The following is a 26804-nucleotide window of genomic DNA, read 5'->3' as shown; positions in this document are numbered from 1 at the left end:
CAGTGTTGGCAATCGGGACAGTGTCATTGCCCTGTTGCCTGCAACGCGCAGGCTGGCAACGGTTGTCCACGCAGTACCCGTATTTCCAGCAACGGCTCGTTGAGGTCGGGATGGCGCACGCGCGTTGTACGGCCGCACAGCGGGAGTTTCAGTCCAGGGAGGATGCAATGCGCTTGGCGGTACTGAGTCTGGGGTGTCTGACGGCAATGGCAGCGATGCCGCTGCATGCTCAGGACGATGCGCAGGCGTTGCGTCGCGAGATCGACGCGATGCGGCAGACGCTGGAAGGCATGCAGCAGCGTCTGGACCAGCTTGAACGGCGCGAAGAGCATGCAGCTGCGGCCCCCGTTGCCGCGTCGTCGCCGTTGCCCGCAGCAGTACAGTCGACCCTGAATGTGCCAACCACCAGTGGGATCCTTCACTCCACCCAGGTGCCTGGCGTCGCGCAGCCGGTGCTGCCACAGCGTGAATCGGTGGCCGATCCTTCAACGGCGGCCTCGCGTCCAGACAGCGCCGCTGGCCCCACCGATCCGGACCTGAAAGGCTTCTTCGCCATTCCCGGCACCGACACCGTGATCCGCATTGGCGGCTATGCCAAGCTCGATGCGATTGCGGATTCGCGCGGGGCAGGGGACGAGGATCAGTTCATTCCTTCGTCGATGCCGGTGGGCGGCAACCATCGGGATGTTTCGAACTTCAACATCCACGCCAAGCAGACGCGTTTCAGCTTCGAGGCGCGGCGGCCGACCACGCACGGCAACCTGCGCTTCTATCTGGAAAATGATTTCTTCGGCAGCAGCGATGGCTATGAATTCCGCCTGCGCCACGCGTATGGTCAACTCGGCAACACCTACGCGGGCTATGGCTATTCCAGTTTCATGGATCCGGACAGCCTGCCCGACACGCTGGATTTTGCGGGCCCTGGCGGCGCCGGCTACCTGCTCGTGGCCGGCATCCATCACAGCTTTGCGCTGGGCAAGGGCAACACCCTGACGCTGGCCGCCGAAGACCCGGACACCGAGCTGGCCGGCGCCAGCGATGCGATGGCGGCGGTCAATCGACTGCCGGATGTGAGTGCCATCGCGCGCATGGAGCGCGACTGGGGCCATCTGCAGCTGGGCGTCGTGGCGCGCAATCTGGCCTACGACGGCGATACCCGTCGTGACCGCGTCTTTGCCGGTGGCGCGCAGCTCAGTGGCTCGGCCTCGGTGGGGGAACGCGATCTGCTGCTGTTCGGCGCGTTGGGCGGTCGCGGCCTGAGCCGCTACACCGCCGATCTCACCGGCTCCGGCCTGGATGCCGTGGTGGATGCCGATGGACGCATCGATGCGCTGGACCTGCACGGTGGCTTCGTCGGCTACACCCATTACTGGTCGGATCTGTGGCGCTCGAACCTGATCTACGGCCAGCTGACCCTGGAGCGCAATGCGGCGCTGCCCACCGATGCATTCCGGCAAAGCCGCTACGGCGTGTTCAATCTGATCTGGAGCCCGGCCCCGTCGTGGACGATGGGCATGGAGCTGCTGTACGGCCGCCTGCAGCAGCAGGGCGGAGCGCGCGGCGACACGGTCCGGGTGCAGGGCAGCCTGCAATACAACTTCATCAAGTAGGCGCCAGCGGCAGCACGCCAGCGTAGCCATTCCCCACGCCCGGGTTCACCGGGCCCATGCCAGGTACAGGAGATTGTCATGGCAGAAGCAAAGAAAATCGGGGTGGTCGGAGCCACCTTCCTCGTCGCCGGCAACATGATGGGCTCAGGGGTGTTCCTGCTGCCCTCCAGCCTGGCCAAGATTGGTACCGCCTCGATATGGGGTTGGCTGATCACCACCGCCGGGGCGCTGCTGCTGGCGTTCGTGTTCGCCAAGCTCGGCAAGCTGGCACCCAAGGCAGGCGGCCCGTATGCGTACGCGCGCGATTGGTTCGGGCCGTACATGGGCTTCCAGACCAATACCATCTACTGGTTCGCCAACTGGATCGGTAACGTGGCCATTCCCATCGCGGCGGTGGGCTACTTCAGCTACTTCTTCCCGATCCTGTCCGAGCCACTGGTGCGCTGCATCGCGGTGCTGATCCTGGTGTGGGCGCTGAGCTTTGCCAACATGATCGGCCCGGCGTTCGTCAGCCGCGTGCAGACGGTCACCACCAGCTTCGCGCTGGTGCCGATCCTGGGCATCGCCATCTTCGGCTGGTTCTTCTTCGATGCCGACATCTTCAAGGGCGCCTACAACGTGTCCGGCGAATCGAACTTCGGTGCGATCTCCAGTGCCGCGGCGTTGACCCTGTGGGCCTTCATCGGCGTGGAGTCGGCGTCGGTGACGGCAGGCGTGGTCGAGAATCCGGAGAAGAACGTGGCCCGCGCCACCCTGGCCGGTGTGTTCCTGGCCGCCATCGCCTACATCGCCAGCTCGTCGGTGATCATGGGCATGGTGCCCAACGGCGAGCTGCAGGTGTCCGACGCGCCGTTCGCACTGGCAGCGGCCAAGGCCGTGGGCGGTTGGGGTGGTGCGCTGGTCAGCCTGTGTGCCTTCGTCGGCGCCGCCGGTTCGCTGGGCGGCTGGATCCTGCTGACCGCGCAGAGCGCCAAGGCGGCGTCCGATGATGGCCTGTTCCCGAGCATCTTCAGCAAGACCAACAAGGACGACGTGCCGGTCAAGGGCGTGCTGATCGTGGCCGTGCTGATGACCCTGGCGGTGCTGGTGACCTCCACCTCGAAGACCGCCTCGGCCCAGTTCGACGTGATCACCTCGGCAGCGGTGGTGCTGACGCTGCTGCCGTACATCTACTCGTGCGTCGCCTGCTATTTCGTGGTGGAACGTTCGCACACGCTGGTGCACACCGGTGCGTTCTGGACCCTGACCAGCCTGACGGTCGTGTACTGCCTGTGGGCGATCTACGGCTCGTCGGGAACGATCGTGCAGTACGCCTTCCTGTTCGTGCTGTTCATCACTGTGTTCTATCCCTTCTTCAGCGAGGAGCGTCGCCAGCAGCGGCAGCGTTCCCGCGAGGCGGCGGCGATTTCGGCCGGCGCGCAGCGTTCCTGAGTTAGACAAGGAGAATCAACGTGTATTTCAAGTCCCTGGATTACCCGGTCATCGTCATTGACGGTGACTACGACTCGCCGCGCATCGGCGGCATCCTCATCCGTGCGCTGGTGGAAGAACTGCGCAGCAACGATCAGCGCGTGCTGTGCGGCCTGAACCTGGATGACGCCCGTGCCGGTGCCCGTACCTACGTGGCCGCTTCGGCGGTGCTGATCTCGATCGACGGCAGCGAGGAGGTCGATGGCGAGTTCCAGCGCCTGACCGCCTTCCTGCGCGAACAGAGTGCGCGCCGCGCCAATCTTCCGGTGTTCCTGTATGGCGAACGACGCACCATCGAGAAGGTGCCGAGCAAGCTGCTCAAGTACATCCACGGCTTCATCTTCCTGTTCGAAGACACCAAGAGCTTCATCTCGCGGCAGGTGATGCGAGCAGCCGAAGACTACATGCAGAACCTGCTGCCGCCGTTCTTCAAGGCGCTGATCCATCACGCCGCCGAGTCGAACTATTCCTGGCATACGCCGGGCCATGCCGGTGGTGTGGCCTTCACCAAGTCACCGGTCGGGCGCGCCTTCCACCAGTTCTATGGTGAGAACACGCTGCGCAGCGATCTGTCGATTTCAGTGCCGGAACTGGGCTCGCTGCTCGACCACACCGGCCCGATCAAGGACGCCGAGAACGAGGCAGCACGCAACTTCGGTGCCGACCACACCTTCTTCGTCACCAACGGTACGTCGACGGCCAACAAGATCGTGTGGCACGGCACTGTGGCCCGCGGCGACGTGGTGTTCGTTGACCGGAACTGCCACAAGTCGCTGCTGCATTCGTTGATCATGACCGGCGCGGTGCCGGTGTATTTCACGCCCAGCCGCAATGCACACGGCATCATCGGCCCGATCAGCCTGGACCAGTTCACTCCGGAAGCACTGCAGCAGCGCATCGCCGCCAATCCGCTGGCCAGCCAGGCCTACCAGGCCGGCTCCAAGCCGCGTATCGCGGTGGTGACCAACTCGACCTACGACGGCCTGTGCTACAACGCCGAGAAGATCGCTGAGGAGATCGGCAGCGCGGTCGACTTCCTGCATTTCGACGAGGCCTGGTATGCCTATGCCGCATTCCATCCGTTCTATGAAAATCACTACGGCATGGCCAAGGGCAAGCCGCGCGAGCAGGATGCGATCATCTTCACCACGCATTCGACCCACAAGCTGCTGGCGGCGTTCTCGCAGGCCTCGATGATCCATGTACGCAACTCGGCCAGCCGCGACCTGGATGCCGAGCGCTTCAACGAAGCGTTCATGATGCATACCTCGACCAGCCCGCACTACGGGGTGATCGCCGCGTGCGATGTGGCCTCGAAGATGATGGAGGGCGATGCCGGTCGTTCGCTGGTGCAGGAAATGCATGACGAAGCGATCGCTTTCCGCCGTGCGATGCTGCACGTACGCGACGATCTGGGCCGCGATGACTGGTGGTTCAGCGTGTGGCAACCGACGAAGGTCGAGCGCAGCCTGGACAAGGGCGATACGCCGGCGCCGCTGGTCGCCAAGCGCGAGGAATGGTACCTGCAGCCCGATGCGCATTGGCACGGGTTCGAGAACCTGGTCGATGACTATGTGCTGATCGATCCGATCAAGGTGACCCTGCTGACGCCGGGCCTGTCGATGGACGGCAGCATGGGCAAGCTGGGCATCCCGGCTGCAGTGCTGAGCAAGTTCCTGTGGGGCCGCGGCATCACCGTGGAGAAGACCAACCTGTACTCGGTGCTGTTCCTGTTCTCGATGGGCATCACCAAGGGCAAGTGGAGCACGCTGGTTACCGAACTGATGGCGTTCAAGGAGCTGTATGACCGCAACGCGCCGCTGAGCCAGGCCTTGCCGTCGCTTGCCGCCGATTACCCCCATGCCTATGCCGGCTGGGGCCTGCGTGACCTGTGTGACGCGTTGCATGCGTTCAACCAGGAGTTCGCGGTGGCCAAGGTGATGCGCGAGATGTACGTGGACCTGCCGACACCGGTGATGACCCCGGCCGATGCCTACAACCACCTGGTGAAGGGCGAGATCGAGCGGGTCGACATCGAGCAGGTCAGCGGCCGTATCGCTGCGACGATGCTGGTGCCGTACCCGCCAGGCATCCCGACGATCATGCCGGGCGAGCGCTTCGGCGACCGCGACGAGCCGATCATCCAGTCGCTGCGCATCGCCCGCGAGCAGAACGCGCGCTTCCCGGGCTTCGAGTCGGACGTGCATGGCCTTATCATCGAGCGCGATGGCGACGTGCCGTCCTACAAGGTGGAGGTGCTGAAGGCCTGAGCCGGTACGGTCGGCCCTTCGGCGAACGATGGATACCGCGCGCGAGCAACGCATCCTGAAGTTCTCGATCGGGGTCACCGCGGCGGTCAGCGCGGTCGGCTTCATCGGTGGCCTGCTGGTGGGATCGCAGGCCATCCTGTTCGACGGCATCTACAGCCTGGTTGACGTAGCCCTGACCCTGGTGTCGTTGTCGGTGCTGCGGCTGGTGGCGCGGGAACACAGCCCGCGCTTCCAGTATGGCTACTGGCACCTGGAGCCGATGGTCGAGGCGCTGGGTGGAGTGATCCTGTCGTTGGCCTGCGTGTACGCGCTGGCCAATGCGGTGATTGGATTGACCACCGGCGGGCACGAAGTGAAGTTCGGGCCCGCGCTGTGGTGGGCGGCGTTGCTGAGCGCCAGCAACCTGGGCATGGCCGCGTTCGTGGCGCAGCGTGCCCGCAGGTTGCAGTCAGCATTGCTGTGGCTGGATGTGCGGGGCTGGCTGCTGGGTGGACTGATGAGCCTGGCGGTGGTGCTGGCCTTCGTGTTGGCGCTGGCGCTGCACGGTGGGCAGTGGCACCACTGGGTGCCCTATCTGGATTCGATCGTGCTGGCGTTGATCAGCCTGGCGGTATTGCCGGTGCCGGCGCGCAGTGCGTGGAAGGCCATGCGGGAAGTGCTGCAGGTGGCACCCGATGACCTGGACGAGCGCGTGCAGCAGGTGATGCAGGCATTCGTGGCCGAGCATGGCTATGCCGGCTTCACCAGCCATGTCGCGAAGATGGGGCGCATGCGGTTCATCGAGATCCACATCCTGACCTCGCCGTCGACCCCGCTGGGCACGGTGGGTGAGGTGGATGCGATGCGCGATGAGATCGCGGTGCGGATGGACGCGCGAAGCAGCACGTTCTGGCTGACGATCGATTTCACCGCGGACCCGGCATGGACCTGATGTTGTTGCAGCCGATCGTTGCATGCGGTGGGCCGCTCTGTTGCATGCAATAGGTTTGACCTCAACAGCAGTTGAGGTAGCAGACTGCCTCGCATTCCCCACGAGGCATGCGGTATGAACCTGTTGACCACTCCGGACTTCAGCCATGGCCTGCTGGATCTGTTCGATCCCCCTGGCCTGCACGATCCCAGTGCCAACGGATACTCGCACGTGGCGGTGGTGCGACTGCCAGCGCGGGTGATCCATATCGCCGGGCAGGGTGGTGAAGATGATCAGGGAAACCTGTCACCCAGCTTCGAGGAGCAGGTGTCGCAGGCACTGGACAATCTGCAGACCGCGCTGCGCTCGGCCCATGCGGACCTGACCGATGTTGCGCGACTGCGGATCCTGGTGGTCGACCACGATGAGGATCGCCTGGGCATCATCGCCCGGCAGGTTCGGCGGCGCTGGGCCAATCGCCCGGCACCGACCTGCACGCTTATTCCGGTGCCGCGGTTGGCGTTGGACGGAATGCTGTTCGAGATCGAGGCCGAGGCCTACAGCGCCTAGCGCAGGTAGTACTCCACCGGTACCACCAGTTCCTGCGGAGCTGGCAGCTCTTCTGGAATCCGCGGCAGGGGCTGCGCGCGCCGGAATGTCTGCAGCGCACTTTCATCCAGCATCGGTTGTCCGCTGGGCTGCTCGAGGCGCAATGCCAGCAGGTGGCCGTCGCGGCTGATGCTGGCCCTGACCCATGCGGTGCCCTGCTGGCGCCGCGACCTCGCTACGGCGGGGTAGTAGCGGTAACGCTCCAGCCGCGCCATCAGGCGGGCTTCCCACTGGTCGCTGGCGGCGCCGGCCTGGAAGTCCGCCGGTGGTGCGTCCGGGGCGGGCGGTGCGGCCGTGATCGATGCCGGTGCGGAACGGGCATCGGTCGCGGCCGCTGGCGGGGCCACGGGCAAGGGCTGGTGGCCGTCGCCATTCTTCTCGCTGGCGGCGAGGTTGCCTTCGGGTGCCGCCGTGGCGCGCGGTGGCGGGGGTGCTTTGCGCGCTTCGGCTGCCCGCGATTGCTGTGCCTGGCTGGGGCGTTCGGACTGCAGTTCTTCCACCGGCTGCGGTGGTGTGGCCGGTGCCAGCAGGCGCAGGCTGATGCGCACGTCCTGTTCGGGAGGCGGTGGCAGCGGCGGAGTGGACACCCAATGGACGAACAGCAGCAACGGCAGCAGGTGTAGGCCGATGCTGATCGTCACCGCTTGCCAGTGCTGCCGACGCTCACTCATCGCCGACCACCCACAACAGATCAGCGTCATCTCTCGCCACATCTTCGTCGACTGAGGCCAGCGCGATCACCAGCGCTGGCGCAGAGGTTGGCAGATAACCGGGTACGCCCGTGCCACGCAGCACATGCCAGCGGCCGGCGACGAGCAGGGCGGGTGCCGGCGACTGCATCAGCACCCGTGCCATCCGCGTGTCGCGCGCGTGCTGAACGGCGAGCATGCCGTCGAGCATGGGCGCAGCGTCGGCGTGCTGGGCCAGCACCACTGCTGACAACCGTTGCCGCGCGCCGTCGGCCGGGAACACCACCTCGGGCGATGACGCCAGCAGCGTATTGACTTCAGCGCGCGACAGGTTGCTGCCCTGCAGGCGGATGCCGCTATCGGTGGCGATCTGTACCAGTCCGCCATAGCGTGTCCAAGGCCAGCGGGGATCCCAGTCCAGCAGTTCGGCCAGCCGTTGCGATTCTGCCCGGTTGCCCTTGTCCAGCCAGCGCTGCACACGCTGCAGTCGCGGCTGGCGTTCGCTTGCGATCATCTCCAGCACCAGCGCGCCCTGCGGACGCCGCTGCTGCAATGCCTGCAGCAGCCAACGTTCGGCGTCATGGTCGGCATCGATATCGTGACGCTCGCCGAGCAGCACGCGCTCGGCGGCAGCAACCCGCTGCACGAACGCGGCCTGATCCAGTGCCTTGCCACTGGCCAGGTCGATCACCTTGCCGGGCATCGGCTGCGCGCTGGCTGCCGCCGCCAGCGCGATCAGACCCAGCCCCAGCCAGCGCCGGCTAGAACGCCACATTGACGCCCACCGAGACGGTACGGCCACGGCCGTTGCCGCGGTCCAGGATCGGGCTGAAGATGCTGTCGATGGAGGCGTTGTTGTCATAGGCCTTGTTCTGCAGGTTTTCGATGTTCAGCCACAGTGTGGTGTTGGCCTGTGGCTTGAAGCTGGCATAGAAGTCCAGCAGCACGCCGGTGCCGCCGGTCTTGCGGGTCTGGAAGAAGTCGTAACCCTCTTCGGTGGGGCCGGAGTACTCGGCGCGCACACCGGCCTGCAGGCGCTGCTGCCACCAGCGGCCGCCGACATCTAGCGTCCAGTAGCGGTCGGGCAGGGCGGTGATGTCTTCCAGGTTGACGAATTCGATGGCCGGCGCGCTGGTGCGCGAGCGGGTCCAGCTGAGGGTGGCGTGGTAGTGCTCGCTGGCGTAGTGCGCTTCCAGTTCCAGGCCGCGCATGCGCACCACGCCGGGATGGTTCATCCAGCGCGTGGTGGTGCTGAAGTCGTCCACCTCCAGGCTGTCGGTCCACGCGTTGAGCTGCGGGTCGCTTTCGATCGGTACCACGAACGGTTCGACTTCCGGCGGATGCACGATCAGCAGGTACTGTGGCTTGATGTAATCGCGGATGCGGTTGTCGAAGCGGGTCAGGCGCAGCTGCACCAGGTCGCCGTCGACCAGCAGCGAGCTGGCGCTGAGGTTGGCGCCGAACTGCAGGTTGCGCGAACGCTCGCGGCGCAGGAAGGGGTTGGCGCCGACGCCGTCGGCATCGCTCATGCCTTCCAGCGGGATCTTCTCGAAGAACATTTCCTGCACGCGCGGCGGCCGCGAGGTGCGCGAGACTTCGGCAAAGAGCTGCAGCCAGTCAGTGGCCTGCACCGACAACGAGAGGCTGGGGCTGAGCGCATGCTGGGTGCGATCGACGTCGATGCCACCACCTCCGATCTCCAGGCATTGCCCAGGCACATCCGAGCAGGTGGGGACGTGGCCGCGGATGTTGTAGCGGTCCTGGCGCAGGCCCGCCGACAGTGCGTAGGTGTCGTACTGCAGCTCCAGCGTGGTGAACACGCTGTCGAGTTGGCTGCGCCCTTGTGGGTTGGCGCCACGCAGGGTGGGGGTATCGGCAACGAAGATGTCCGACTGGTGCTTGATGCCGGTGTTCCAGCGTGCCTGTACGGCGCCGAGGTCGAAACGGCTGGTGTTGTCCACGTTCCAGCTGCTCAGGCTGCTGTGGGTACGCCGGCCGATGTAGCTGGAATCTTCCACCGGCGGGTAGAACAGCCGGGTCTTGTTGGCGGCGAAACTGGCGCGCAGGTCGATCCACGGCGAGTAGGGCGTGTAGTGGTAGCTGGCGCGCTGGTTGCGGGCGGAAATCTGCCAGGGATAGTTGTGGTAGAAGTCGTTTTCATAGCGCATGTGGCTCAGGTCCAGGCGGTGCTGGTCGCTGGGCTGCAGGCGCGCCTTCAGCAGCCAGCTGCTGGGCTGCTGGCTGCCGGGGTCGGCATCGTTCTTCTGGCCATGGGAGGTGGCGTATTCGCTGCTGCGGCTGCTGCTGGCTGCTGCCAATAGGCCGAACTGGCGATCGCCACCGTCTTCGCTGTGGCGCCAGGCACCGGCGAAGGTACGTCCGCTGCCATAGCCATTGTTGCCATGCCGATAGCCTGCACGCAGTCCCCAATCGCGGCCATCGGAGACCAGGTCTTCGATGTCCAGGGTGCGGAAGTTGGCACTGCCGGCAAGCGTGCCGGCACCCTCGCCACCACTGACCGCGCCGCGCTGTACGTCGACGCCTGCCAACAGGAACGGGTCCACGTAGGCGAACGGGCCGCCCGAACCATGGCCGGCGTTGTTGCGGAAGGTCTGGGTGACGCCGTCGATCATGGTGTTGACCCGGCCTGCGCCGGCCATGCCGCGGATGTTGACCTGCAGGCCGGGCTGGCTGCGCGAGTGGAAGCTGTGCGTGCCGGGCATCGAGCGCAGCAGGCTGTTGCCGTCCTGGCGCTCGGCCATGGCGACCCGCTCGCTGCCGATCTTCGGCGCGAAGCCATCCTGCGTGGCCGGAATGTACTGGCTGGCACCCGTGCCCGGTGTCGTGGCATGGGCAGTGCGCCCCTGCACGCGCAGCGGGCCGGTGTGGCGGCTACCGTCGCCGGTGCTGGCCGGCGCCGGTTCGAGGGTGGCACGGCGTGCATCGATGAAGCGCGCGCGCAGGCCACTGCCGGCCAGCAGCCGTGCCAATGCCTGGGTGTCGTCGAAGTCACCCTGCAGGGCGGGTGCGCTCTGGTTGGCTGGCAGGGCACGGCCGATCACCAGATCGACGCCGCTGACGCGGCTGTAGGCGTCCAGCGCGGTGACCAGCGGCTGTGCGGGAATATCGTAACGGCGGGTTGCGCTGGCCTGCGCCTGCGCGGTGGCAGCAAGCACGGGGGCGATACCGGCGCAGGCAAGAGACAGCGCAAGAACAAGGGGGCGGTGGGACAGCATCGTGGGCTCCAGGGAGTGACGCAGTGCGTCGTCATCCTGGGAAGACGCAGCGGTGGCCCGGATGTCAGGGTCGATGCGTTCAGCGTGCATCGGACGATGCCTTCGCCGGCAGCCACACCTGCAGGTCGGGCCCGATACGGACAACGCGCACGTGCAGTTCGGCGGCCAGCTGGTCGCGGCTGCGCGCGGCCGTATCCGCGTCGGCCAGCACCGTGACCGGCTGCCGCCGCAGTGCGTCGCCGGCGATCCAGGTGCGGCCGCCGTGCCAGCGATCCAGATCCTGGACAACGTCAGCCAGCGGCGCGGAGACCCAGGCCAGCCGGCGTTCGCGCCATGCCAGCTGCGCCGGGGCTGCTGCAAGCGCGGCCGAGGGCGCCGTGCCATCGAAGCGCAGCTGCTGGCCGGCGGCCGCTTCGCTGCTGCCCGAGCCACTGTCCACGCGCACCTGGTGTTCGGTGACGGTCACTACGCTGGCATCGCCGTTGACCGCGATATCGAAGGCAGTACCCACCGCCGTGACCGTACCGTGCGGCGTATGCACCTGGAACGGACGGTCGCGATCAGGTGCGACCTGGAACCAGGCCTGGCCGTGCCGCAGCTGCAACGCACGCCGGTTGGCATCGATGCGCACGCCCAGTTCGCTGTCCGGCGAGAGCTGCAGGCGAGAACCGTCCTGCAGGCGCACCTCTTCGATTTCGCCTGATGCCGTGCGCAGTGTCTGTTCCGGCGGGAGGGCGTTGTGCCGGGTGTAGAGGCCGAGCGCACACAGCAGCAGCACGGCGATGCCGGCTTCGCGCAGGCGCCGGCGCTGGCGACGCTGCTGTTGCCGTTGCAGGCTTGGCAGTGCTGCACCGGCCTGCCACAGCTGCAACAGGTGCTGGTATTGCGCCGCGTGGCGTGGATCGGCCTCGTACCACTGGGTGAAGGCAGCTTCGTCGCGCTGTTCGTCGTGCGCATGCAGCCACCAGCGCGCTGCTTCGCGGGCAATCGGATCCTGGCTCATGCGGTTGGCACCTGCTGCAGGGCCACCAGCGCGCGCAGCAGATGGCCATGCGCGGTCTGCCGGCTGATGCCGAGCTGGCGGCCGATGTCGGCCAGGCTGAGCTGTTCGACGCGCGCCAGCAGGAACACCTCGCGCGAGCGCGGCGGCAGGGCGGCGATGATCGCGTCTAGGTGACGCAGTTGTTCGGCATCGAGCAGGCGTTGCTCGGGCAACGGGGCGGGATCGGCGATGGCCTGCAGCTGCGCGTCGTCCAAGGCCTCTTCGCGACGCCGCTGGATCAGGCGATAGTGGTCGGCGATCAGGTTGTGGGCGACGCGATACAGGTAGGCGCGGCCATTGCCGAGCAGGCCGCTGGCGGCGACTTTGACGACACGCAGCCAGGTTTCCTGGACGACATCATCGGCGTCACTGCGTTGTGGGAGTTTGCGACGGACGTGGGCGTGCAGCGGCCGGTAATGGGCGGCGCACAGCTGCGCGACATCCGTCGATTCGACAGGCGTGGGCACGGGGCGGGCGAAGGCTGGGGAAGGGAACAGCCCGCGGCGGCAAGGGCAGCGGCATTACCTTACAGTAAAGGAGAATCATTTGCATCTATGGGCGAGGAGGCAGGGTGCCGAGCGGATGGGCGTTGGCGGGTGCAGAGAGCGCTACGGCGAGCGCGCAGCGTTGGCCATCTGCAGCAGCAGTCTGTGGGCAGGGAACAGGCGCAGGGTGGAGTAGCGGGCGCGGTAGTAAGCATTCCAGTAGCTGGCGGCGCGTTGTCGGCAGAGGTCGACGAAGGCGCGGTTCTCGCCAATGAGCGCGGCATAGCGCTGCAGGCCGGTCTGTTGCGCCTGGATCGCCACGACCGATGAGATCTCGTCCACGTACTCACCCAGCAAGGTCAGCTGGAAGGCATGCACCCAGGGCATCGGCGAGGGCCCCAGCGTCTCGATCGCACGTTGCCGTACATGTCCGTCGCAGTGACGCGAGAGCAGGCAGAGGCAGAGGGCGCGCGTATCACCCTGCAGTTGGGATGCGAGCCGGAACAGGTCCGTGGCGTCGGCGTAGATACGATAAGGGAACCGCAGCAGTTCTCCTTCGATGATGAGGCTTCGTTCACCATTGCCCGACAGGTTGTCGATCCGGCCCAGCCGTTGCTGAAGGTCGGTGCAGGTTGCCTGCAACACGCGGGGAACGTCGATCAACGCGACGGTTCCGCCAGCGTGATGCCGCGATAGTCGCAGTGGATCTGCAGGCTCTCCGTGGCGTTGGGGTGCAGATCGAAGCCGCATCGCTGCAGTGCATCCTTGGCCGCTGCAACGGCGTCGGCATGGCGGCTGACGCGCTGCTGCTGCCAGCGCAGTGGAGTGAACACGCCCAGCGGAAGCAGGCGCAGGCGCTGGCCGTGCAGGACCAGCGAGACATCCACATGACGCCCGTCCAGATCGTGGCCATTGGCGCCGAAGATGGCGTCGATCTCATCATGGCGATGCCGATAGCAGCAGCGGAACACGGCGATGCCCAGCCGCCGGACCACGCGCCGGAAGCCGCCCAGCTGTCCTTGGCTGCATTCGAAGCCGCGGGTGACCAGCAGACGCAGCGTGGACGGCAGCAGGGCCTGCGCGTCGAGCAGGCGCTGCAGAACCTCGGTCTCGACGATGACCTGTGACGCGGGCCAGCGTGGGGCAATGCGCAGGCCGTCGATGGTGCCGCGTGACAGTTTCAACATGCGTGAAGCTTCGCATGGGAGTGGGTCGCCGGGTAGTGCCGACCGCTGGCCGGCACGATCATGACGATCGTCAGAGATCGCGGTACTGGATCTGCGCGGCCAGCACGCGCAGGCCATCGGCGGTGCTGGAGAGGATGCGCTCCTCGCCGATGCCCTTCTGCCGTTGCAGGGTGAAGCCTTCGGCGGCGGGCAGGCGCGCGGCGATGGCATCGATGCGTTGCAGCGCGTTGGGACCGTCGCAGTCGACATGGCCCCAATGGATGCCGTTGTGCTGGATGGTCAGGCGGTAGTGCATTGGCGGGTCTCCGGCAGGTCGTGCAGCCACTGATGGAACATCGCGGTCGCCGCGGCTGCCAGCGGCCCGCCATAGCGACGGGCCTGCGCGCGCAGGTCGATGGGATCGATGCCGGCCGCGGCCAGTTCCAGCGCATGGCCGATCAGCCAGCGCTCGAACTGGCGCGCGTCCAGTTCGGGATGGCATTGCAGGGCGAGGGCGTGGTGGCCGATGGCGAAGGCCTGGTGGCGACAGGCGGGTGTGCTGGCGAGGCGGCGTGCGCCGACCGGCAGTTCGAAGGCTTCGCCATGCCAGTGCAGCACCGGGATGCCCTGCAATGCCTGCAATGGCGAGCGCTGGCCTTCGTCGGTGAGCAGCAGCGGTGCGAAACCAATTTCCTTGCCACCGGTGGGGGCGACGTCGGTGTGCAGTGCGCGCGCCATCAACTGGGCGCCGAGACAGATGCCGAGCGTCGGTCGCTGCTGCTGCAGTCGACGCTGCAGCAGCGCGATGCTGTCGGCGAGGAACGGATAGGCGGCTCCATCGTTGACGCTGATCGGGCCACCCAGCACCACCAGCAGATCGGCATCTTCGGCGGCATCGAGTGCATCCACGCCTGCCTGCAGGACCTGCACCTGCCACCCTTGTGCGAGCAGCAGCGGGTGCAGGGTGCCGAGATCTTCAAAGGCCACGTGCTGCAGAGCAACAGCGTGCTTCATGCCGGTGCTCCCGGAACGGGCCAGTAGAAGCTGTCGGGCGTGGAGCGTGCACCGAAGATCGCTTGTCCGACACGGACGACGGTGGCGCCTTCCTCGATGGCGACTTCAAAATCACCGGACATGCCCATCGACAGCTGCGACAGGTCGAGTCCAGCCGGCGCCGTCTGCTGCAGCTGGTCGCGCAGCTCGCGCAGGCGCACGAAGCAGGCGCGTACGCGTTCTACCTCGGGGGTGAAGATGGCCAGGGTCATCAGGCCACGCACGCGCAGGCGGTCGAAGGCGGGCAGCTGCTGCACGAAGTCGGCCACCGCGGCCGGCTCCAGGCCGTATTTGCTGGGCTCGGCCGAGGTGTTGACCTGTACGAACACATCCAGCGTGCGGTCCTCCAGCAGCAGCCGCTGCTGCAGCGCCTCGGCCACGCGCAGGCTGTCCAGCGCCTGGAACTCGCTGGCGAAGCGTGCGACGTAGCGGGCCTTGTTGGTCTGCAGGTGGCCGATGACTGACCAATGCACGCCAAGGTCGGCCATGGCCTCGGCCTTGCGCTGCGCCTCCTGCACCTTGTTTTCGCCCAGCTCGTGGCAACCGGCGGCTACGGCCATGCGGATGCGCGCTTCATCGACGGTCTTGCTGACCGGCAGCAGGCGCACGCTGGCCGGATCACGACCGGCGCGGGCACAGGCGCTGGCGATGCGCTGGCGCACGGTGGCCAGGTTGGCGGCGATCTGTTCGACGGACTGGGCGACGGGCCAGTCGGCGGGGGCGAGGGACATGGGGCACCTCCGGTGCGGGGTGGCCAGGGTGGGATACACTGGCACAGGACAAGAGATAGTTTGGCATAGGACAAAATGAAAATCACCGGGAGCAGCGCCGAGGCGATCTTCGACAGCATCCGCGAGGGCATCGGTTGTGGCCATCTGGCGGCGGGCAGCGTGCTGCCGCCGGTGCGGGAGCTGGCCGATCAGCTGGGGGTCAACCGCAATACCGTGGCCGCCGCCTACAAGCGGCTGGACGCGGCGGGCCTGGCCAGTACGGCGGGGCGTCGCGGCACCGTGGTGCGCGGCCTGCCGGCGACGATGGCGCGCGAGGGCAGTGCGCCGGGGCTGGCCCTGCATGACCTGGCCGGCGGCAATCCGGATCCGCGCTGCCTGCCCAGCCTGCGCGTGGCCGCGGCGGCCTCGCGCCTGTATGGAGTGGAGACGGTCGATCCACGCATGCAACGCCTGGCACGGGCTTCGCTGGATGCCGATTGCCCGCCGGACTATGCGCTGGAACTGACCCATGGCGCGGTCGATGGCATCGAGCGTCTGTTGTCGGCGTGGCTGCTGCCGGGGGACCGCATCGCAGTGGAGGATCCCTGTTTCCTGGGCAGCCTCAATGTCCTCGGTGCGGCCGGACACGCGCCGCTGCCGGTGGCGGTGGATGCGCACGGCATGCAGGTGGAATCATTGCGGCAGGCGTTGGATGCAGGTGCACGCGCGGTGCTGCTGACCCCGCGCGCACACAATCCTACTGGTGCCAGCCTGGACGCGAAGCGTGCACGTGCGCTGCGCCAGTTGCTGGCCGGCTATCCGCAGGTCGCGGTGCTGATCGACGATCACTACGCGCTGCTCTCGCAACGGGCCTATCACTCGGTGTTGCCGATGGATGGTCGGCGGTGGGCGTTGCTGCGTTCGTTGTCCAAGGCGTTGGGCCCGGACCTGCGCGTGGCCTGGCTGGCCTGCGATGAGCAGACCGCGGCGCGCCTGCGTCTGCGGCTGGCGGCGGGCACCGGCTGGGTCAGCCATCTGTTGCAGGATGCGGTCAGTGCGGTGCTGGAGTCGGCGCAGCAACGAGCGAAGGTCGCAGCGGCCGGTGAACGCTACCAGCAGCGGCTGCAGGGTCTGCAGGCGCTGTTGCAGGCGCGTGGGCTGCCGACACCCATGCCGATGGAAGGCTTGAATCTGTGGCTGCCCCTGCCGGCCGACAGCACACCGCAGGTGCTGGCGTTGGCGGCGCGTGGCTGGCATGTGCGTGGGGGGGAAGTCTTTGCCGTGTCTGCACCGGCGCATGGGCTGCGCATCACCTGTGCAGCACTCGGCCCGCAGCAGCAGCGTCGGTTGGCCGATGACCTGTCGGCGGTGATGCGTTGAAGGTGTGCGCTCAGGGCGCGGCGCTGGCGCCGGGGCGCACGTAGTAGGACTGGCCGCTGTCGTCGAGGAACACCAGCTCCGGCTTGCCCTGCCAGGAACTCAGCATGGCGCCGGTGTTGTTCTGGTGCTTGACCATCAGGCTGGCGCCGCGGTCCGGGTTGGCGACCACTTTGAAGACTTCGGTGGTGCCGGTCGCATCGTCAAGGGTCAGCAGGGCTTCGCCACCCCGGTCGCTGGTGCCGTAGCCGCCGCGCTCGGAACCATCGGGGCCGAGCAGGATCACGCCGGACAAGGCGGTGGCACGCGGCCCCTGCGGGCGGCCCTGGCTGAGGGGATCGGGGACCGGTGCACCGAGGATCACCCGCGGCTGGCCGCTGGCATCGTGGATGATCAGGCCGCGCGCTTCGATCACGCGTTGCGGTGACTGGCTGCGATGCAGGTTCCAGGCGGTCCAGCCGGACACGAGCAACGCAAGTATGGCGACCACCAGGGTGGTCAGGGTCAGGGCACGCGCCATTGTGTATTCCTTCCTTGGACGTGGCCGACGATAGCGGAATCCGGTCGGTCGTGGCCAGTTCGTTGTGTGACGATGTGTATCGTCAATGGAAGTCGCGGCTGTGGCTGCGCAGTCCCTGCAGCAGTTCGTCCAGGCAGTGCATGCGCTGCACGATCACATGCTGCACGCCATCCACGCGTTCCAGTCGGCCGTCGATCTGCATCAGCTGGGTGTCTACCAGGATGTGGTGCTGGCGGTCGGCCAGATGTCGCCAGACCACCGCGTTGACCATGCCGGTTTCATCTTCCAGGGTAAGGAAGGTGACGCCGCTGGCGGTCTGCGGGCGCTGGCGCATGCGTACCAGGCCGGCGATGCGCACGCGCCGGCCATGGCCGTGGTTGGCCAGTTGCGCGGCATCCAGGCAGCCACGGGTTCGCAGCTGCGCGCGCAGGAATGATATCGGATGGCGGCCGAGGGTGGTGCCGGTGCTGCGGTAATCGGCCTGCATGTCTTCCCAGGCGCTGGGCAGGGGCAGGGCCACGCGTGCTTCGGCGGTGGCGCGGGCCTGGTCGAACAACGGCAGGCGGTTCTCCACGCCGGAGATATCCCAGCGTGCACGGTGGCGATGGCCGCTGAGGCCGCGCAGGGCGCCGGCATCGGCAAGCAGGCCCTGCTGGCGGCGATCCAGTGCGGTGCGCTGGCAGAGGTCGCCGACATCGTCGAATGGGCGCCGCGCGCGTTCGCGCATGATGGCCTGCGCGGCCGGTTCGCTGCAGCCATCGACCAGGCGCAGGCCGAGGCGGATTGCCGCCGCGCCTTTGCTGAAGTCCAGCGTGCAGTCCCAGTCGCTGTGGCGCACGTCCACCGGCAGTACCGTGATGCCATGCCGGCGCGCATCCTGCAGCAGCTGGTCGGGGCTGTAGAAGCCCAGCGGCTGGCTGTTGATCAGGCTGGCGGCGAACGCTGCCGGGTGATGGCACTTCAGCCAGCAGCTGGCATAGGTGAGCAGGGCGAAGCTGGCGGCGTGGCTTTCCGGAAAACCGTAATCACCGAAGCCCTTGATCTGCTCGAACAGGTGTTCGCCATATTCCAGGCTGAAGCCGTTTTCCAACATGCCGGTCAGCAGCTTTTCGCGGTGCGGCTCCAGGCCGCCACGACGCTTCCAGGCGGCCATCGAACGGCGCAGGGCATCGGCTTCACCGGCGGTGTAGTTGGCCGCATCCACCGCCAGCTGCATCACCTGTTCCTGGAACAAGGGCACGCCCAGAGTGCGCGCGAACACGCGTTCCAGTCGCGCTGGATACAGCGGGTTGTCCGGGTCGTTCAACGCATCCGGGCCTTGTTCGCGCAGGATCCGCCGCCGCTCAAGGTAAGGATGGACCATGTCGCCCTGGATCGGGCCGGGGCGCACGATCGCCACCTCGATCACCAGGTCATAGAAATTGCGCGGTTGCATGCGGGGCAGCATCGCCATCTGTGCACGCGATTCGATCTGGAACACGCCGATGGTGTCGGCGGCGCAGATCATGTCGTAGGTCCTGGCATCTTTGGAGGGAATGGCATCCATCCGCCCTGCATGCAGGCCATGCTGCTGCAGCATCGCCAGGCATTTGCGGATGGCGGTGAGCATGCCCAGCGCCAGGCAGTCGACCTTCATCAGGCCGGTGGCGTCCAGGTCGTCCTTGTCCCACTGGATGACGGTGCGGTCGGCCATCGCCGCGTTTTCCACCGGTACCAGCGTCGACAGCGGGTGTTCGGAAATCACGAAGCCGCCCGGATGCTGCGACAGGTGGCGCGGAAAATCGATCAGCTCGGCGGTCAATGCCAGCAACCGGCGCATCAACGGTGTTTCCGGATCGAAACCGCGCTCGCGCAGGGTTTCCGGCAGCGGAATGTTGCCGCCCCAATGGTCCATCGCCGCGCCCAGTTCGTTGACCTGGTCCATCGGCAGGCCCAGCGCACGGGCGACATCGCGGATCGCGCTGCGCCCACGGTAGCTGATCGCCACCGCAGTCAACGCGGCACGCTCGCGGCCATAGCGGTTGAACACGTACTGCAGCACTTCCTCGCGGCGCTCGTGCTCGAAGTCGATGTCGATGTCCGGTGGTTCATCACGCTCGGCGGAGATGAAGCGCTCGAACAGCAGGTTGCTGCGCGCCGGGTCGATCTCGGTCACGCCCAGTACGAAACACACCGCCGAATTGGCCGCCGAACCGCGCCCCTGACACAGAATGCCCTGGCTGCGCGCGAAACCTACGATGTCCTGCACGGTGAGGAAGTAGGACGCGTACTGTTTCTTCGCGATCAGGTCCAGCTCGTGTTCGATCTGCTCACGTTGCGCGGGCTCGATGCCCTTTGGCCAACGCCAGGGAATATTTTTCTCGACCAAAGCGCGCAGCCAGCTGTCCGGGTCGTGGCCTTCGGGTACCAGTTCGCGCGGGTAGGTGTATTTCAGCTGGTCCAGGGTGAAGTGGCAGCGTTCGGCGATGCGCAGGGTTTCAGCCAGCAGTTCGGGCGGATACAGCTGGGCAAGTGCGGTGCGTGGGCGCAGATGGCGCTCGCCATTGGCAAACAGCCGCCAGCCGGCCTCGGCCACGCTGCAGCGGTGGCGGATCGCAGTCAGCGTGTCCTGCAGGGCGCGGCGCCGACGCACGTGCATGTGCACGTCGCCACTGGCGACCAGCGGCAGCTGGTGGCGTTCGCCGAAGGCCTGCAGTTGGTGCAGCCGGCGCGTGTCGTCGTGTTCGTGATGCAGCTCCACCGCCAGCCACAGGCGTTGCGGAAAACAATGGCGCAGCAGTTCCAGTTCGGTGGCCGCCGGTTGCCGGTCCAGCCACAGGCACAGCAGGCCCTCGGGGAGTCCATGCAGGTCCTCGCGCAGGCAGCGGTATTCGCCCTTGGCCGCTCGTCGCCGGCAGGTGGTGATCAGCTGGCACAGCCCGGCATAGGCCGCCTGGTCGGTGCACAGCAGGGCCAGCTTCGGCCCGTCTTCAACCTGGAATTCGGCGCCGACGATCAGCGCCACGCCGTGTGTCTTCGCCGCCTGCCAGGCGCGCACGATGCCGGCCAACGAGCACTCGTCGGTGATCGCCAGTGCGCGATAGCCCTGTCCGGCAGCGCGTGCGAACAGCTCCTCGGCGATGGAGGCGCCACGCTGGAAACTGAAGGCCGACAGGCAATGCAGCTCGGCGTACCCGGGCAGGTCGGTGTGCATGGGGATCAACCGAACCAGCCGTGCAGCATCCACGGTGCATGCGGATCATTGCGCGTGCGGAAGGCCCAACCACGCTGGCCCTGCGCGGTTTCCACCACGTAATAGTCGCGGCGTGCGTCGGCCTGGTCCCACCAGCCCGATTCGATCCGCTCCGGCCCGGCGACGATGCGCAGGCGCGGATCGCGCAGCGGCTGCGGCGTGTCCAGCAGCCAGCCGGGACGCAGCGGCCAGTAAGCCGGTGCCTTGGCCGATGGCTGGGTGCCGCTGGCACGTTCGGGGCGGTGGTCGGCCTGCACCGCCAGTGGCTGCACGGCGTCATCGCCCAGCCGCGCACGCAGGCGCTCGCGCAGCTGGGTCCATGGCATCGCCTGCGCCGGGCGGGTATCGAACAGATCACGCGCGGCCGGCACGAACGGCGGCAGCTGCTCGGCCTGCAGGCGCAACGCACGGCTGCCGGCGGGCAGGGCGAAGGCTTCCATGCGGTTGCGCGCGATCTCGAACAGCAGCGCCGCATCGCGTTCGGGGGCCAGCAGGCCGATGGTCAGCACGCTGGCTGGCAGCAGGTCGTGTTCGAAATGCAGGTCGAAACGCTGCACGCCGCCATCGCGCGAACACAGGAACGCGGCCAGGTCCAGCAGCAGGCGCCGCAGCGGGAACAGCAGGGCCTGGCTGGATTCGATCTCGTATTCGAATTCGATGCGCGCATCGAACCGGTCCGGCGGCTGGTAATAGCGCAACGGCGCGCTGCCCAGGCCGCGCACGGCATCCAGCTGCTGCAGCACCTCGGGGGCGAAGCGGCGGGCCAGGCTTTCGCGTGGCAGATCGAAGGCCGCGCCCAGCGTGCGCAGGCCGGAGCGTGCCAGCACGGTCACCGCATCAACGGGCAGGCCACTGCGTGCCAGTGGCAGCTGCGCCAGTGCGGCGGGCAGTTGCTGCGCGTCGATGCCCAGGCCATCGTGCACATTGGCCAGCACGCGCGCGGCATGCGGGTTGGGAGCGGCGACCAGGCGATGACGGAAGCCGAGTTCATGCAGGCCGTTGCGCAGGCGTTGTTCGATCGTCAGCCAATCGCCGAACAGGGCACGGCTGGCACCGATTTCCAGCACCAGCGCATGCGGAAAATCGAGGCTGACCAGCGAACTGGTGGCATACAGCCAGCTGGCCAGCAACTGCCGGGTGTGCTGTTCGGCGCTGGGATCGTAGTCATGCAGCTGCAGGTCCTGCACCAGCACCTGCGCGGCCGACAGCAGCATGCCCGGGCGCAGCCCCGCTGCCCGCGCGGCAGGGCTGACCGCACGCAGCACACGACGCTGCGCCGGCCCCTGCAGCAGCACCAGCGGCCGCTGCGGATCGGGCTGCAGGCGCAGCACGCTGTCCAGCGCCAGCTGCGGCAACAACAGGCAGGCCCAGTGCATGGTGCGGCCTCAGTGGGCGATGGCCAGCGGCAACGGCTGCGCCGGTGGCAGCCCGCCGCGGCACTTCAACACCCGCACCTGGCCGTGGTCGAGCTGCAGGCGCAGGCTGGCCGGGGAGGGGTTGCGGGCGGCGCGTGCCTCGCGGAACACGAAACCCAGGCACTGGCCGCTGTCGGCAGCAACCTGCAGGCGACGCAGGGCGCGATCGTCGGCCTGCTGCGGCCAGCACAGCACGGCGGCGCAGGCAGCAGAGCGCAGGCACTGCTCGGTCGCCCACAGGGCCTGCTTTGGTGTGGCGTGGATGATCTGCAGCTGGGCCAGGTCGAGCCCGGCGGCGGCCCATGCGGGGGCATGCGGGTGGTAGGGCGGGGCGACCAGCACGATCGGCCGTTCGCGCTGGCTCAGCTTTGCCAGCGCCGGCCAGATCAGGGCCAGTTCGCCGACCCCGGGGGCGGCCTGCAGCACTTCACACAGCCCGCTGGCCGGCCAGCCACCGCCGGGCAGGCGCGCGTCCAGCGCCGGGTGGCCACTGGCCAGATGGTCGCTGGCCTGCCCCTGGCGTGCCGGCCCGCGCCAGACCTGGCGGCCATCCAGCAGGCGGTCGAGGGCGACGACGGCGCCCATCAGCCGGTCCTCCGAGGGAGGCGCCGGGCTGGCGGGAAGCGACAGAAGTGGGCGGAAGCGGCAGGCATGGAGCGAGTATCGACAGGCCGGTATCAGGGGCTGAGACCGGACATGCTACTCGGCTTATGAGTAATATTACTAATGAAATCGGAGGGTGGGGTTTCAGCTTGCTGAAGGAGGTAAAGCATCCACGCATGGCGTGGATCTACCGGGAAGTGGCTGGCTTGGCCGCAGTAGATCCACGCCATGCGTGGATGGGGGAAATGCGGTGCCGACCAAGGCCGGCACCCCGGACCCTGGCCCGGCGCTATCGGGTCATGGGCGGACCGGCAGGGCCACCGGGCGCAGCGGGGCGGCGTCGCCACCGCGGATCTTCAGCGGGCCACCGATGAAGGCGAACTCGTAGACCTTGTCACGGGCCAGATCATCCAGCGCCACCAGTTCGATGATCGGCGCGCCCTGCTGCGCCAACAGGTAGGTGTGCAGCGGCACGTAGTCGTCGGACACTTCGGAGGGGAAGGTCTCGAAGCTGAGGTTGTCGGCGCCGACGATCATCGCGCCGCTGTCCTCGACCAGGAAACGCGCCGCATCCAGGCCCATGCCCGGCGGGTTGGCCATGTACGCCTTGGGCTGTTCGAACAGGCGCATGCGACCGGTGCGGATCAGCACGATGTCGCCCTGCTGCAACTGCACGTGCTGGCGCGCCAGCGCATCCTTCAGGTCCTGGCGGGTGACGCGGTAGCTGTCCGGCAGCATGTCCATGCCCTTGGCGCCGGCCACGTCGATCAGCACGCCACGGGCGATCAGCGGCGGGAATTTCTCGATGCCGGTGACGTTCCAGCCGCGGTCGCCGAGGTGCTTGTCGGCCTCGAAGCCATTCCAGATCTTTCCATGGATGCCGAAGTGATTCAGCGCATCGATGTGGGTACCGGTATGGCTGTACATCGAGAACGCGGTGCCGGTGTAGCTGCGGGTGAGGTTCATCGTCTCGCCCACGCCCATCGGGTCGTCCATCACCGTGCCGCGCGGGGTGTGGGTCATCCAGAACTGGTAGTGCGGGTCGCCGGCATCCTGCCAGCTGGGCATGCCGACGTAGTACTCGGTTGCCAGATCGTAGGCTTTGCCGCCGCTGACCCGCGACAGGATCGCCGCGCGCGATGCCTCGGTGATCAGGTTGAGGCGGCCGATCTCGTCCTTCGGCCCCCAGGGGCTGGTGCCGACCTGCTGGCCGGAAGGAACGCGTTCGTGTGCGGATACGGGAATGCTGACGGCGGCGCCGGCCAGCAGCAGGGCCAGGGCGGTGCCCAGGGTACGTGGGGTCATGGGAAATCTCCTTTCAGGGTGGGGGAACGGCGCGGCTCAGGCCACGACCAGCGGCGCCAGGGCCTGGCGCAGTTGCGGCAGCGGCAGGGTCTGCAGGCGCAGACCGTTGCCGGTGATGACGGTGGGAATGGAGCGGATGCCGAGCGCGGCAGCTTCAGCGCGGTCGGCCTGCACGCGCTGGCGCACCTCATCGCTGCGCATCCGGTCGGCGAAGACGCCACGCCGATGACCCAGGTGTTCGGCGATATCGAGCAGCACTTCGGCGTCGCCGATGTTGCGGTGCTGGTGCAGGTGTGACCACTGCACGGCATCGAACATCGCGCCGTGCGCGTCGTTGCCGCCGAGCATGCCGGCGGCCTGGCAGGCCAGTGCGCCGAGCCAGCCGGACGGATACTCGAAGTCCTGTGCGCGCATGCCGTCGATGTCGATGCGCGCGCTGTCGTCATGCGCGGCGCAGTCGGCCCAGTGGCGCAGGATGATGGCCTTGGCGCGCGGCATCGAGCCGAACACCTCGATCATCTGTTCGCGCGAGTCCTGAAGCACGAAGCTGCGGTGGCGGACCTGGATGCCGAGTTCGGCCGAGACCTGCTGCAGGCGCGGGGCCAGCACGAAGCACCAGCCGCAGACCACGTCATGGAAGAAATCGACCACCGGTGCAGTGGTGGTCAGTGAAGGAAAGGCGATCATCGGCCTGCCGTCCGTGAGAGGGGAGGCGGCAGAGTAGGTGTCGCCGCCGGGCCGAAACAGCACGCGGCGGGCAGCTCAGTTTTCGCTGGCGGTTACGAATCCAGGCCGGCGCAGGCGGGCAGCTCGGCGTGCAGGAAATCGATGAAGGTGCGTACCTTCGGTTGCAGGTGGCGCGCGGTGGGGTAGACCGCGTAGACGAACCGCGGCGGATAGCGATGGTCGGGCAGCACCTGCTGCAGCTCGCCGCAGGCCAGTGCCGGTGCGGCCAGCGACTGCGGTGCATTGACGCGCAGGCGTCCGCTCACTTCACCGCGCTGCTGGGCGATGCCGCGCTCCAGGGCGTCCAGCTCATCGAGCAGGCGGCAGCATTCGCGGTAATAGGCATGGCCGGTTTCGGTCAGGCTCATGCGGCGGGTGGTCCGCTGCAGCAGTACTACGCCAAGATGCGTTTCCAGCGTGCGCAGCTGCTTGCTCAGCCCGGCTGGCGACAGGCCCAGGTCTTCGGCGGCACGGGCCAGGCTGCCGCGTTCGACGATGCGGCGGAAGGCGCGCATCAAGGTGAAGGAGTCCATGCCGGTCCCGGCCGCGATGAGGCCGCCATTGTAGATCCACGCCATGCGTGGATGGACGACGCGGGGATTGCGCCGTTTGTTCAAGCCGACCACCTGTACGCCCCGCCAACATGCAGGCCCCTCACTTCCCGGGTTGCCCATGAAGCACTGGATGCTCCGCCTGTATGCCCCGTTGTTCCTGCTGGGTTTTGTTGCTGCCGCCATCGGCTGGGTCGGTCACCATCACGGTGATCCGCTGTGGCTGCTTGCCTTGCTGGCTGTGGCCATCGCGGTGTCGTTCGCTGCCGAGCGGATGTGGCCATACGACCCGGCGTTCAACCACGACCATGGCGATCGCCTGCGTGACGTCCTGCATGCGCTGGTCAATGAAAGCCTGAACCTGCTGTCGATCGCCACGGTGCCGCTGCTGGCGGTGATCGTGCCCTGGCACATCTGGCCGACGCAGTGGCCATTCGCGCTGCAGGTGCTGGTGGCGATCATCGCGGCTGACCTTGGCATCACCCTGGTCCACTACGCCAGCCACCGCATCGGCTGGTTGTGGCGGCTGCATGCGGTGCATCACAGCGTGACCCGCATGTACGGTTTCAATGGATTGATGAAACACCCGCTGCACCAGGCCGCCGAAGCAGTGGGTGGCGTATTGCCGCTGCTGTTGCTGGGAATGCCGATGCCGGTGGCCGCAGTGCTGGCGTTTGCCATTGCGATCCAGTTGTTGCTGCAGCATTCCAACGTGGACATGCGACCGGGTGTGCTGGGCAGGGTGATGGCATGGGCGCCGCTGCATCGCTTCCACCACATCCGCTATGGCACTGCGGGCGACGTCAACTTCGGCTTGTTCCTGACCGTGTGGGACCACCTGCTGGGAACGGCGTTCGATGCGCCGGGCTATCGGCTGGGGCAGCGTGATCTGGGCATCGGCAGCCAGCCGGACTATCCGCAGGCGTATTCCGCACAACTGCTGGCGCCCTTCCGCGAGCTGCCGCATGGTGATGTGCCGGAGCTTCCGGAAGGTCTGCGCAGGCGCGGTTGATCGGGGAGTCAGGCCGCGTGCAGCTGCAGGCCCTGCAGTTGCGCGGCGCCGATGCCGAACATGCGGCGCAGGCTGCGCGAGAGGTGGGGCAGGTCGGCGAAACCGGCGGCATGCGCGCTGTCGGTCAGGCTGTGCCCGCGCAGATGATGCGCCAGTGCGCTGCGCAGCCGTTGCCACAGCACCCAGCCGCGCAGGGTCACGGCCAAGTCGGACTGGAAGCGCCGATGCAGCTGGCTGGTCGACAGATGCGCGGCCTCGGCGATATCGGCGGCCGGCACCGGGCCGGGCAGGTGCTGGGTGATGCGGGCCAGCGCCGCCTGCACGCGACGGTCCAGGGGTTGCGGGCGGCTCAGCCGTGGCAGCCACTCGTGCAGTTGCGCGGCATTGCCTGGCAACGACTGCAGATGCTGCTGGATCTGTTCGAGGTCGGCATGCGCCGGTTCGAGGAACACCGTGCAGCCGTCCGTGGGAGCCGACAGGATCGCGTGTGGCTGGAAGGAGGGCAGCCATAACCGCTGGCCCTGCTGCCGCGCGCCATCGATCTCGACCTGCCAGGGCGCGCCGTCGCTCAGCAGTAGTTGATGGGCGTAGTGCGCATGCGCAGCGCTGTCACCGGCGTGGCCGTGCAGCACGGCAACGTGTGCATCCAGCAGCAGGGTGCCATTCCAGGGCAGAGCGGGGGAGGACATGGGGGAATTGTAGATCCACGCCATGCGTGGATGGCGCAGGTAGAGCAGTAGATCCACGCCATGCGTGGATAGCGGTCATGGTGCCGCATGTCTCCGGGTGCAAGGCATCCACGCATGGCGTGGA

General features: G+C 67.1%; 25 protein-coding genes. 7 read left to right on the top strand and 18 right to left on the bottom strand.

Features of this window, described 5'->3' with window-relative positions:
* Positions 1-167: 167 nt before the first annotated feature.
* The 5 genes from HFK18_RS18510 (at position 168) to HFK18_RS18490 (ending at position 6830) form a co-directional block, all read left to right on the top strand.
* Entirely contained in the window at positions 168-1610 is a 1443-nt protein-coding gene (locus tag HFK18_RS18510) for a DcaP family trimeric outer membrane transporter (RefSeq protein WP_180167380.1), read from the top strand.
* Positions 1611-1688: 78 nt separating this feature from the next.
* Positions 1689-3041, top strand: a complete 1353-nt coding sequence (adiC, locus tag HFK18_RS18505; RefSeq protein WP_180167379.1) for an arginine/agmatine antiporter — start codon at positions 1689-1691, stop codon at positions 3039-3041.
* A 20-nt stretch (positions 3042-3061) separates the two neighbouring features.
* Positions 3062-5350, top strand: a complete 2289-nt coding sequence (locus HFK18_RS18500; protein ID WP_180167378.1) for an Orn/Lys/Arg decarboxylase N-terminal domain-containing protein — start codon at positions 3062-3064, stop codon at positions 5348-5350.
* Positions 5351-5378: 28 nt separating this feature from the next.
* Positions 5379-6281 carry a cation diffusion facilitator family transporter gene (locus tag HFK18_RS18495; RefSeq protein WP_180167377.1) on the top strand — a complete coding sequence of 301 codons (903 nt, stop codon included), beginning with the start codon at positions 5379-5381 and terminating at the stop codon, positions 6279-6281.
* 114 nt (positions 6282-6395) lie between these two features.
* Positions 6396-6830 (top strand): RidA family protein, encoded by a 435-nt coding sequence (locus HFK18_RS18490; protein ID WP_049464364.1) that lies wholly within the window; start codon positions 6396-6398, stop codon positions 6828-6830.
* On the opposite strand, the gene HFK18_RS18485 is transcribed toward HFK18_RS18490, so the two are convergent.
* From HFK18_RS18485 to HFK18_RS18440, 10 genes are all read right to left on the bottom strand, one after another.
* Entirely contained in the window at positions 6827-7540 is a 714-nt protein-coding gene (locus HFK18_RS18485) for an energy transducer TonB (protein WP_180167376.1), read from the bottom strand. The genes HFK18_RS18490 and HFK18_RS18485 overlap by 4 nt on opposite strands.
* Complete coding sequence (locus HFK18_RS18480; protein ID WP_180167375.1) at positions 7533-8333, bottom strand: ChaN family lipoprotein; 801 nt, start codon at positions 8331-8333, stop codon at positions 7533-7535. The genes HFK18_RS18485 and HFK18_RS18480 overlap by 8 nt, the downstream gene beginning before the upstream one ends.
* Positions 8320-10794, bottom strand: a complete 2475-nt coding sequence (locus tag HFK18_RS18475; protein ID WP_180167472.1) for a TonB-dependent receptor — start codon at positions 10792-10794, stop codon at positions 8320-8322. The genes HFK18_RS18480 and HFK18_RS18475 overlap by 14 nt, the downstream gene beginning before the upstream one ends.
* A gap of 79 nt (positions 10795-10873) precedes the next feature.
* A complete protein-coding gene (locus tag HFK18_RS18470) occupies positions 10874-11797 on the bottom strand; it encodes a FecR domain-containing protein (protein ID WP_180167374.1) in 924 nt (307 codons plus the stop codon).
* On the bottom strand, positions 11794-12303 hold the full coding sequence (locus tag HFK18_RS18465; protein ID WP_180167373.1) for an RNA polymerase sigma factor: 510 nt from the start codon (positions 12301-12303) through the stop codon (positions 11794-11796). The genes HFK18_RS18470 and HFK18_RS18465 overlap by 4 nt, the downstream gene beginning before the upstream one ends.
* A 141-nt stretch (positions 12304-12444) precedes the next feature.
* On the bottom strand, positions 12445-12984 hold the full coding sequence (locus HFK18_RS18460) for a hypothetical protein (RefSeq protein WP_180167372.1): 540 nt from the start codon (positions 12982-12984) through the stop codon (positions 12445-12447).
* Positions 12981-13508 (bottom strand): hypothetical protein, encoded by a 528-nt coding sequence (locus HFK18_RS18455; RefSeq protein ID WP_180167371.1) that lies wholly within the window; start codon positions 13506-13508, stop codon positions 12981-12983. The genes HFK18_RS18460 and HFK18_RS18455 overlap by 4 nt, the downstream gene beginning before the upstream one ends.
* Positions 13509-13578: 70 nt before the next feature.
* Positions 13579-13803: a hypothetical protein gene (locus HFK18_RS18450; protein WP_032975245.1), complete on the bottom strand. Its 225-nt coding sequence runs from the start codon at positions 13801-13803 to the stop codon at positions 13579-13581.
* Positions 13788-14501 carry a glutamine amidotransferase gene (locus HFK18_RS18445; protein WP_180167370.1) on the bottom strand — a complete coding sequence of 238 codons (714 nt, stop codon included), beginning with the start codon at positions 14499-14501 and terminating at the stop codon, positions 13788-13790. The genes HFK18_RS18450 and HFK18_RS18445 overlap by 16 nt, the downstream gene beginning before the upstream one ends.
* Positions 14498-15271, bottom strand: coding sequence for a YggS family pyridoxal phosphate-dependent enzyme (locus tag HFK18_RS18440; protein WP_180167369.1), 774 nt, complete (start codon positions 15269-15271; stop codon positions 14498-14500). Before HFK18_RS18440 ends, HFK18_RS18445 begins: the two co-directional genes overlap by 4 nt.
* 75 nt (positions 15272-15346) lie before the next feature.
* On the opposite strand from HFK18_RS18440, the gene ptsJ reads away from it, so the two are divergent.
* Entirely contained in the window at positions 15347-16630 is a 1284-nt protein-coding gene (gene ptsJ / locus HFK18_RS18435) for a transcriptional regulator PtsJ (protein WP_180167368.1), read from the top strand.
* A 10-nt stretch (positions 16631-16640) separates the two neighbouring features.
* Here the strand turns inward: ptsJ and HFK18_RS18430 are convergent, their stop codons facing one another.
* From HFK18_RS18430 to HFK18_RS18400, 7 genes are all read right to left on the bottom strand, one after another.
* Positions 16641-17147, bottom strand: a complete 507-nt coding sequence (locus tag HFK18_RS18430; RefSeq protein ID WP_108265455.1) for a hypothetical protein — start codon at positions 17145-17147, stop codon at positions 16641-16643.
* Positions 17148-17229: 82 nt separating this feature from the next.
* Positions 17230-20340, bottom strand: coding sequence for an error-prone DNA polymerase (locus tag HFK18_RS18425; protein ID WP_180167367.1), 3111 nt, complete (start codon positions 20338-20340; stop codon positions 17230-17232).
* 5 nt (positions 20341-20345) lie between these two features.
* On the bottom strand, positions 20346-21755 hold the full coding sequence (locus HFK18_RS18420) for a DNA polymerase Y family protein (protein ID WP_180167366.1): 1410 nt from the start codon (positions 21753-21755) through the stop codon (positions 20346-20348).
* Positions 21756-21764: 9 nt separating this feature from the next.
* Entirely contained in the window at positions 21765-22379 is a 615-nt protein-coding gene (gene imuA, locus HFK18_RS18415) for a translesion DNA synthesis-associated protein ImuA (RefSeq protein ID WP_180167365.1), read from the bottom strand.
* A 315-nt stretch (positions 22380-22694) separates the two neighbouring features.
* The gene (locus HFK18_RS18410; protein ID WP_180167364.1) at positions 22695-23702 is read right to left on the bottom strand and encodes a cyclase family protein; all 1008 of its coding nucleotides are present in this window, start codon (positions 23700-23702) and stop codon (positions 22695-22697) included.
* 36 nt (positions 23703-23738) lie between these two features.
* Entirely contained in the window at positions 23739-24389 is a 651-nt protein-coding gene (locus HFK18_RS18405; protein WP_180167363.1) for a DsbA family protein, read from the bottom strand.
* A 92-nt stretch (positions 24390-24481) separates the two neighbouring features.
* The gene (locus HFK18_RS18400; protein WP_218946794.1) at positions 24482-25006 is read right to left on the bottom strand and encodes a LysR family transcriptional regulator; all 525 of its coding nucleotides are present in this window, start codon (positions 25004-25006) and stop codon (positions 24482-24484) included.
* 106 nt (positions 25007-25112) lie between these two features.
* Between HFK18_RS18400 and HFK18_RS18395 the strand changes: the two genes are divergently transcribed.
* Complete coding sequence (locus HFK18_RS18395) at positions 25113-25991, top strand: sterol desaturase family protein (protein ID WP_240196437.1); 879 nt, start codon at positions 25113-25115, stop codon at positions 25989-25991.
* Positions 25992-25999: 8 nt separating this feature from the next.
* On the opposite strand, the gene HFK18_RS18390 is transcribed toward HFK18_RS18395, so the two are convergent.
* Positions 26000-26704: an AraC family transcriptional regulator gene (locus HFK18_RS18390; protein WP_180167471.1), complete on the bottom strand. Its 705-nt coding sequence runs from the start codon at positions 26702-26704 to the stop codon at positions 26000-26002.
* Positions 26705-26804: the final 100 nt, after the last annotated feature.

This window comes from Stenotrophomonas sp. SbOxS2 (assembly GCF_013416715.1).
Classification (GTDB): domain Bacteria; phylum Pseudomonadota; class Gammaproteobacteria; order Xanthomonadales; family Xanthomonadaceae; genus Stenotrophomonas; species Stenotrophomonas lactitubi.
The sequence above is the reverse complement of the archived record's forward strand: the minus strand, read 5'-3'. Positions and strand labels throughout refer to the sequence as shown.